The organism is Methylocystis sp. (genome assembly GCF_021731785.1).
In the GTDB taxonomy this organism is placed as follows: domain Bacteria; phylum Pseudomonadota; class Alphaproteobacteria; order Rhizobiales; family Beijerinckiaceae; genus Methylocystis.
In genome coordinates, this window is record NZ_JAKFWS010000036.1 from 1 (window position 1) to 7,791 (window position 7,791).

The window sequence follows — 7,791 nt, forward strand, 5'->3', positions numbered from 1 at the left end:
GAACTCAACCCGGTCGAGAACCTCTGGCAGTTCATGCGCGACAACTGGCTCTCCAATCGCGTGTTCAAATCATACGACGACATCGTCGACCATTGCTGCGACGCCTGGAACAAACTCATCGAACAACCCTGGCGCATCATGTCCATCGGTTTGCGCGACTGGGCGCATCGGTTCTGATCAGCGCAGGTTGGTATAAGTAATAACTTTTTAGCATGGCTCAGTTTTCGCCCAGTCTGCCGGATGCTTAAGCCCGCAACTGTCACGAGTGACGATTTGCGCTACCCTACTTGTTGGCTAGCTTTAAAGCGACAAAAATCATTCCTGGTAGGTCTCCTGCGCGGTCTCGATCGGCTCGCTCAGCGCCGCTTTATTGCATATGCTTGCGGGATGCTGGGGCGCGCCTCAATCCGTCTTCGAAAAATCCGGAATCTTGAATCCGAGCTTGCCCTGGCGCCACAGCGTGAAGGCGACGCCGCCGGCAATGACGACGAAAACCCCAAAGGCGATATAGAGATAAATTTCTTCGTCGGTGACGAGGCCGACCGAAAACGGGTGGCGGCCCTCAAAACGCTTCGCGCCGTCGTCGCTGGTGAGCTTCGCATAGAGCACGTAAGCGCCGGGCTCTTTAAAATTCTGGTCGAAATTCACCATGCCGTTGCGAAATTTCTGCACCGGCAGGCGGCCGACGACGTCGGCTTCGGGGTCGGCGTCGCCATTCGGCCCCTTGCCGCGCAGGATGCGGATATCCCAATTCATATCGCGTAAATCATTGTCTTCGGCGTCGAGCACGATGACGCTCGGCCCCACGTCGGGCAGCGCGACGCATTCGCGGTCGACGTTTTTCTTGGGCTGCATGGCGACGAACTTCATCGACTTGCCGCCAAGATCGATCGGACATTCCGGGTCGTAATAGTGCCAGCCGGCGGCCAGCGCCGCGCATGGGTGCAAGGCCGCGAGGATCAGCAACGCGGCGCCAAAAAGAATCTTGATCAAGGTCAATCCCGCCTTCACATGCCGGCGTCGAGATAAGCCAGCATCTGATCCATGGCAAGCGCCGGCTCGGCGCAGCGGGCGTCGCCAACGATGCGGGCCGGCACGCCGGCGACGGTCTTATTCGCAGGCACCGGGTCGAGCACGACCGAGCCCGCGGCGATCATGGAGCAGCAACCAATTTCGATATTGCCCAGTATCTTCGCGCCGGCGCCGATCAATACGCCGCGCCTGACCTTGGGATGGCGATCGCCGCGCGCCTTGCCGGTGCCGCCGAGCGTGACGCCATGCAGCATCGACACCTCGTCTTCGACGATGCTGGTCGCGCCGATGACGACGCCGGTGGCGTGATCGATGAACACGCTCTTGCCGATCACGGCGGCGGGATGGATGTCGACCTGGAAGGTCTGCGACGACAGGCTTTGCAAAATGAGGGCGAAGTCGCTGCGGCCGTTCTTCCATAGCCAATGCGCCAGCCGGTAGGTCTGCAGCGCATGGAAACCCTTGAAATAAAGCGCCGGCTCGATCAGTCGCGTGCAGGCGGGGTCGCGCTCCAGCACGGCGAGAAGGTCGGCGCGGAACGCTTCGACCATTCCGGGCTCGCGGGCGACGCATTCCTCGAAAGCCTGTCGGATCGCGATATAGGGCGCTTCCGGCCGGTCGAGGCGCTGCGCCACGCGATGCGCGACGACGCCGGCGACGCCGCTCTGCGAGAGGATCGCCGGATGCAGGAATCCGCCGAGTTCAGGCTCGCGCCGCAGGACCTCTTCCGCTTCAGTGCGCAGCCGCGCAAAGAGCGGATCGCTCTGGGCGAAGTCGATGATTTTCGCGCCCTGTTCGCGCGTTTCGGCGCCCATTCGCCCCTCCTTGTTCGGGTATTTATATAGCGGACCGCTTCGCCAAAGGCACGCGGGCGCCGCTTGGGCGGTCAAGGCCGCGTATCGAGAAATTCCAGCGCCGCCTGCTTATAGATGCGGTCGCCGACCGCACGGTTGTGGTCGCGCCCTGGAATATCGACGATTCGGACGTTGGGGAAGAGTTCCGCCAGCGGATGCGGATCGCCGGCGACGTCGTCGCGGGTGCCGACGCAGATCAATACCGGCGCGGCGATATGGGCGAGCATCTCGGGGGCAAGGGCCTTGCGCGGGCCCCGCGCGCAGGCGGCGAGCGCGGCGAGATCGCTGCGGGTGGATTCGGCGAAGCCGCGAAAAATCTTGAGCGTCGAATCGTCGATGTCCTCGATGCGCTCGATCTCCATGGCCTCGGCGAGGCCGCGCGGCAGGCCGGAGTTCTCGATGAGATTTTCGCCGATGCCGCCGAGGATCAGGGAGCGCACGCGCTCGGGCGCAGTCAGCGCCAGCACCGTGGCGATGCGTCCGCCGAGCGAATAGCCCATGACGTCTGCGCGCGGGATCGACAGATGATCGAGCAGATGCGCGATATCCGCAGCCATCAGGTCGAGACTGTAAAGCGCCGGATCGTAGAGCTTGGCGGATTGGCCGTGGCCGCGATTGTCAAGCGTGATGACGCGGCGACCGTCCTCGGTCAGCGTCTTGACCCACTGCGTGAACAGCCAGTTCACCGCATGGGTCGAGGCGAAGCCATGCACGAGAACGATCGGCTCGCCGCGATCTTCGGTTAAGGGCTCGAAATCCACATAGGCTATCTCGACGCCATTCGACAGGAACGTTTGCATTAGAAATCCCACTTAGCGTCCTTTATCTAAATACTTGCGCGGGCGACACAAGGCCGCTCAGCGTCCAAAGTAAATGCGCTATTGCCATCCGCGTCGCCAGCCGGTAAACGAGCGGGCGCGTCGCCAGCCTGTTTAGCGTACAGGGCTTTGGCGGAACGGGCGCCCGTAGCTCAGCTGGATAGAGCACCAGACTACGAATCTGGGGGTCAGAGGTTCGAATCCTTTCGGGCGCGCCACTCCGGAACAAAACTGGGAACGCCAATTCTCGGCGATTCCCGCGTGAGACGCTGACAAGCGTGCGCAGGAGCGCGCTGTTGCAGCCGATGATGCGGACTTCCCGCTCGTCGACCTCGACCCGTTGGGCGAGTGCGCGCAGATGGTCGCGGCGGTAGCAGCCGTCGCGCATACGCTTGCGCGTCTGCCGGGTGAGCGTTGGCCCGGCCCTTTCAATTTCCGCCGCGAGCTGTGAACCACAATCAGATCGAACGCGGGCGGCTTCGGCCGCCATCGTCTTTCACGAAATCAACCAACAGGCTCATCGCGCGTGAGTCGCGTATGGGCCGATCATCGGCTCTTTCCAGGAAGATCACCTGCGAAAGCGTCGGCCTCGAAGGCCACTCGACGCGAGCGCCAGGTGAGCGAGCAAGGCCGACACGACACTACCAACGCGCATCCCGCGCGGGCGCTTCTGCGGGATGCGGCGCAACATGCCACTGTCAGAAAATGCTTCGTTCTGCGTTGGCCCGATCGCGCCCTTCGATCTCGTCCGAACCGGCCTTTACCGCCATTGGACACATCGGCGTCGCGCAACGCCATGGCGTGTATTCCATGTCCGAGTCCATTTGATACATTTGCTTCCGGACGGAGCGTGGAGCGTCGCCTTTTGCACCAAGCTGAAGTCAGACGCCCTATCAACGTTGAGATCTGCAGTGGGCGACAAAACCGCTGAGCCCGAAGGGGTTGAGGCGAACAAAACCGAGGCGCAAGTAATAGCAAACAGATGAGTTTTAAGGTCGCGGCGCATTGCGGCGTTCTCCACTCTAATTAAGCCTTATCGCTCAAGGCGTTCGATACTACACGTCCAAGAGTATAATACAATGCTGCCGTCGTCCGGTGGTCAATGCGCCGAGCCGCTGAAGACCCGATAGACGCATGTCTGAAGCAGACTGGATCGCATAGATTCCGATGCGCAAAGCGCAATCATCGAACGCTCGCTCAGCAGATCAGACGCCGCTTGCATCGCCAGCAGAATGCACAATTCCTCGGAGAATGTCCTCGCGGCGCTGAAAAATCCGTCGCCATCGGCATCCGGCTACGCGATAATGAGTTAACGTCCTCAATAGTGGGATTGCTTTTTCTGCCGATGATCGCCTCTACGATCAAAAGTCGCTATTGGGCCGCCCTAGAGGCGAGCCACCAGGCTGGAGCCTGGGAGGCGCTTGACGCCGCCTACGGCAATCTCGCGCGCGCTTACCATAGTTGGCGCCACATCAGCGACCTTCTGCAAGCCTTCGAAAAACTGACTGTGCTATCAGCGCGGCCAGAGCTGATTATGACCGCCATTTTCTGGCACGACGTGGTTTATCGGACGCGCGACGCGGGCCAAAACCGCCGAGCGGATTTCCTTAATGTTCGGGATAGCGCTGAAATGTTTTTACGTTATGCGCGTATGAATTCGGCAGACGCCGAGGCGGTTCAGGAGCTGATTATGGCGACGACCAATCACCTCGACGCCAAGCCCAGCCGAGAGCGTTATGCGGGCTTCTCGCGAGATCTGGATTTGTTCGTCGATCTCGACCTCAGTCCACTCGCGCTGCCGTGGAAGCAGTTCGCTTCAAACTTTGAAGACATCCGCTTTGAATTCAGTTGGATTCCCGAGGATGTCTTCAATTCTGGCCAGGCCGCCTTTCTCAGAAATCTGCTCGCTCACGCGGACAAGCTATTTCGTCGACCGGAGACGGAAAAAATGTGGAGAGCCGCGGCTGTGAGCAACATAAGGCGCTGCCTCAACAACCTCTCGATGGGAGACGTTGCTTCATCCCCGCGACTCGACTCTTCGGGACAGGGGATCTGAGCCTTTTCTATAGGGAAGTCGACGATTGCGACTGCTTGGTATCGGCTAAGATGCCATAGGCGATGGACAGAACGACGGTCGCCGGAACCGCCAGCACCACGCCCATTGTGCCGAACAGCAAACCGAAGGCAAGCATGCAGAACAAAAGCACCACCGGCGGCACCATCAGTGAGCGACTCTGCAGATAGGGCGTGATCAAATAGCCCTCGATGAAACTCGCGGCGCCGATCGCAAGCGCCGCCAGAGCGGCGGTGTCCAGCCCATGCGGCAATGCGACGAGCACGCCGATGATCATTGCGATAATCGAACCGAAGTAAGGAACGAACGCCAGAGCGCCGCTGATCGTCGCGAGCGCCAGCGGCGCCGGAACTCCGAAGGCCCAAAGCGCCGCGCCAGCGAAAATCGCGTTCATGGCGACGACATAAAGCTGGATATAGAGCCACTGCCGCAAGGCGGCGGCGGAACGCTCGAGAAACAGCGTCATGTCAGGCCGTCTCGACGCAGGCGTCAGGGCAAGCAGGCCCGCCTCATATCTATAGGGATCTGCGGCGAGATAAGCGGCGCCGAGGATGGCGAAAATCCCATAGGCAAGGCCATTGCCGACCGAACCGAGGATCGCGCCGAACTGCTGGGCGACTGGCGTCGTCATTTTGGAAAAGTCGACATGAACCAAAAATTTTTCGACGAAACGGCCCCAAGGGTGCTCTTCCACGATGCGCTCCAGCAGGGCGATCGCAGCGGGAACGTCGAGCGCAACCTCGTCATATTGGCGCACGAGTTGGCCGCCGAACAGCATCAATGCCAGAACGACCGAAACGAGCGAGGCGAGCGCGACCACCACAAGCGACAGGCCCTGCGACAGGCCAAGACGTGCGGCGACGCGCTCGGCCACGCCGCGCCAAGCGAGCGCAATGAGAATCGTGGCGAAAACTGTGGGAAGAAGGTCTGTCAGCCTCCATAAAACGAATGCGACGGCCGCAGTCGCCGCCGCGATCGTCGCCACCGTGGCTGTCCGGGAGGCGAAGTCGCTCTGGTCGATGCTCTTACTCAGGAAATTAATCTTCATGTCGCACCCGGACTGCTGGCGACGGCGATCATAAGCGCCTGCGCGCGGCGGGAAAAGCGGCTGACGCGCCGCTTCGCGTATAGACCCGAAGTATGACGGCGGAGATTCGGACTATATCGGTCGGAAAGCATATTGGACTTTGTGCTTGACTTGCGCGCCCGCAGGACTTGGTCGGCCCGTCGAACTTCGTTACGGAATCAGTCCCACGACGGGTCGCCATCGGAGGAGCAAACGCCTTCAACTACCGGCAAGCGCTTCGCGCAGCGCCTTTTCCTTGCTGTCGTCGAGCGACGTCTTGAGCACCGTTCCGCCTGTGCCCTTCACGGCTTCCAACACTTTGTCGCCAGTGACCTTCTTGATCAGGAGAAACAGCGCCGCATTGCCTGGCTGCAACGACTCGGAAAGCTGCTTCATGAAGTCGTTGTTGATGCCGTAATCGGTGAGAGCGCCGCTGACGGCTCCAGAGGCGGCGCCGAGCGCGACGCCGAGAAGCGGGTTGAGGATAATCACGCCGATCAATAGGCCCCAAAAACTCCCTGAAACGGCGCCGGCCGCCGTCGTGTTGAAAAGCTGATTCAGCTTGACGTTGCCGTCGGCTTGCTTGACCGCAATGGCGGCGTCGCCGAGCTCGATCAAATATTCCTTCTGAAGCTGCAGCACCTTCTGACGCATTTCCTCGGCCTTGGCTTCGGTAGGGTAAACGATGACAACGAGATCGGACATGTTCGCTCCTTAATTGGCGAGTGCAGCGTCCACGCCGACGCCATTTTGCTGCGAATGCTGAGAATGGTCGCCCAACGCGTCGCTTCGCCTTCTTGTTTATTCGATGGACGCTCTATCGGATGAGCGCTTGATGACATCAGTTGAATGCGACGCGCCTCTGTTTTCGTCGGCTAGCGCCAGCCGCACACAATCTCCCCGCCGCCGCGCTGTTTTACGTCAGGTCGTCATTCTTCGACTGGGGCCGGAAAAGGACTGCCAATCCGCCAACTACGAGACCAATAAGAGCGAGCAGCAGCGCCGATTTCTTGAGCCAGGCGATCGCCGGCACCGTCAGGGCCAAAGCAACGCCAAGAATGGCTATGTCGGCCGAGACATGAACGCCGGCGACGAAAGTGCCCAGCGCGAGAAGCAACATGAGCGCGAGCCCCGTCGCCGGGCCATTCAAGAAAGTGTTCACCGACGGCCACAGGATGATGTTCATCGCAACCAGAAACGCCGCCCAATGCAGAGCTTGCGTCACGACAATCTGCTTGCGCGCGCGCTTGTCTTCGGTTTGGCGCCAACCGATGAAGATGCACGCGGCTCCAACCGCCAACGCCAGGAACTCCCAGTATCCATATAACGGGCTGCCGGTGATGCTGGTGTAGGCCACACCCAGGATCGCCAGAACGAGCACGCCGAGATAGGGCAGCTTGCTGCGCAGGCGTTCCGTTTTCCGCTTGAACGAATCCGCCTCATCCGCATCCATAGAGGTCATCTGCTCTTTCATCGCGCCTTACCCCCTTGATCGTCGCTAGTCTCTTCTAACATCCGCGCCACAATCCTAGAATGAGCTCGTGTCAATCTTATTCGCGCGCGGCGCCCGGATCCGGCGTGATGACGAACAGCGGCGGCTCTTGATCAACCTGAACATGCTGGTTCACTTCGACATTGCGCGAAATCACCGTTCCATCGATCGTCGATACGATATCGGTAAGGGCGAGGTCCTTCTTCGCCGCCGCGAGCGCTTCTTGGCTCCGGGCGACGTCGGCTTCGTAGGCGATTGCCTGCGCCTTCTCGCGCTCGAAATTCGCCCGTGACCTGTCGAGCGCCGCGCGAGAGATGGCGCCGCGTGCATTCATATCCTGCTTTCGCTCGAAATCTTTTTTCGCGCGTGAAAGCGCGGTTGCGCTCCTATCGAGCCGTAGTTGCGCCGACGCCAAAGCCGCCTTTTCGCGATCAATGGCGGCCTCAAACGGTCGC

General features: G+C 60.4%; 7 protein-coding genes, 1 tRNA gene and 2 pseudogenes. 3 read left to right on the top strand and 7 right to left on the bottom strand.

Going from position 1 to position 7,791, the window contains the following annotated elements; translation table 11 throughout:
• Positions 1-177: pseudogene (locus QZ964_RS07375) on the top strand (IS630 family transposase); the annotation flags it as partial.
• A gap of 225 nt (positions 178-402) precedes the next feature.
• Here QZ964_RS07375 and QZ964_RS07380 read toward each other — a convergent pair.
• The 3 genes from QZ964_RS07380 to QZ964_RS07390 all read right to left on the bottom strand — a co-directional run bounded on the left by QZ964_RS07380 (position 403) and on the right by QZ964_RS07390 (position 2,686).
• Positions 403-993 (bottom strand): hypothetical protein, encoded by a 591-nt coding sequence (locus QZ964_RS07380; RefSeq protein ID WP_292530540.1) that lies wholly within the window; start codon positions 991-993, stop codon positions 403-405.
• A 14-nt stretch (positions 994-1,007) separates the two neighbouring features.
• Positions 1,008-1,847, bottom strand: coding sequence for a serine O-acetyltransferase (gene cysE / locus QZ964_RS07385; protein WP_292530542.1), 840 nt, complete (start codon positions 1,845-1,847; stop codon positions 1,008-1,010).
• Between the two features lie 71 nt (positions 1,848-1,918).
• Complete coding sequence (locus QZ964_RS07390; RefSeq protein WP_292530544.1) at positions 1,919-2,686, bottom strand: alpha/beta fold hydrolase; 768 nt, start codon at positions 2,684-2,686, stop codon at positions 1,919-1,921.
• Between the two features lie 159 nt (positions 2,687-2,845).
• On the opposite strand from QZ964_RS07390, the gene QZ964_RS07395 reads away from it, so the two are divergent.
• Positions 2,846-2,922 (top strand) — tRNA-Arg (locus QZ964_RS07395).
• Between the two features lie 1,127 nt (positions 2,923-4,049).
• Positions 4,050-4,760 (top strand): hypothetical protein, encoded by a 711-nt coding sequence (locus QZ964_RS07400; protein WP_292530546.1) that lies wholly within the window; start codon positions 4,050-4,052, stop codon positions 4,758-4,760.
• 7 nt (positions 4,761-4,767) lie between these two features.
• Here QZ964_RS07400 and QZ964_RS07405 read toward each other — a convergent pair whose 3' ends face one another.
• The 4 genes and pseudogenes from QZ964_RS07405 to QZ964_RS07420 form a co-directional block, all read right to left on the bottom strand.
• A complete protein-coding gene (locus QZ964_RS07405) occupies positions 4,768-5,826 on the bottom strand; it encodes an AI-2E family transporter (RefSeq protein ID WP_292530548.1) in 1,059 nt (352 codons plus the stop codon).
• Positions 5,827-6,063: 237 nt separating this feature from the next.
• Positions 6,064-6,549 (bottom strand): DUF1269 domain-containing protein, encoded by a 486-nt coding sequence (locus QZ964_RS07410; protein ID WP_292530550.1) that lies wholly within the window; start codon positions 6,547-6,549, stop codon positions 6,064-6,066.
• 211 nt (positions 6,550-6,760) lie between these two features.
• On the bottom strand, positions 6,761-7,306 hold the full coding sequence (locus tag QZ964_RS07415) for a hypothetical protein (protein WP_292530553.1): 546 nt from the start codon (positions 7,304-7,306) through the stop codon (positions 6,761-6,763).
• A gap of 88 nt (positions 7,307-7,394) precedes the next feature.
• A pseudogene (locus tag QZ964_RS07420) lies at positions 7,395-7,791 on the bottom strand (hypothetical protein); the annotation flags it as partial.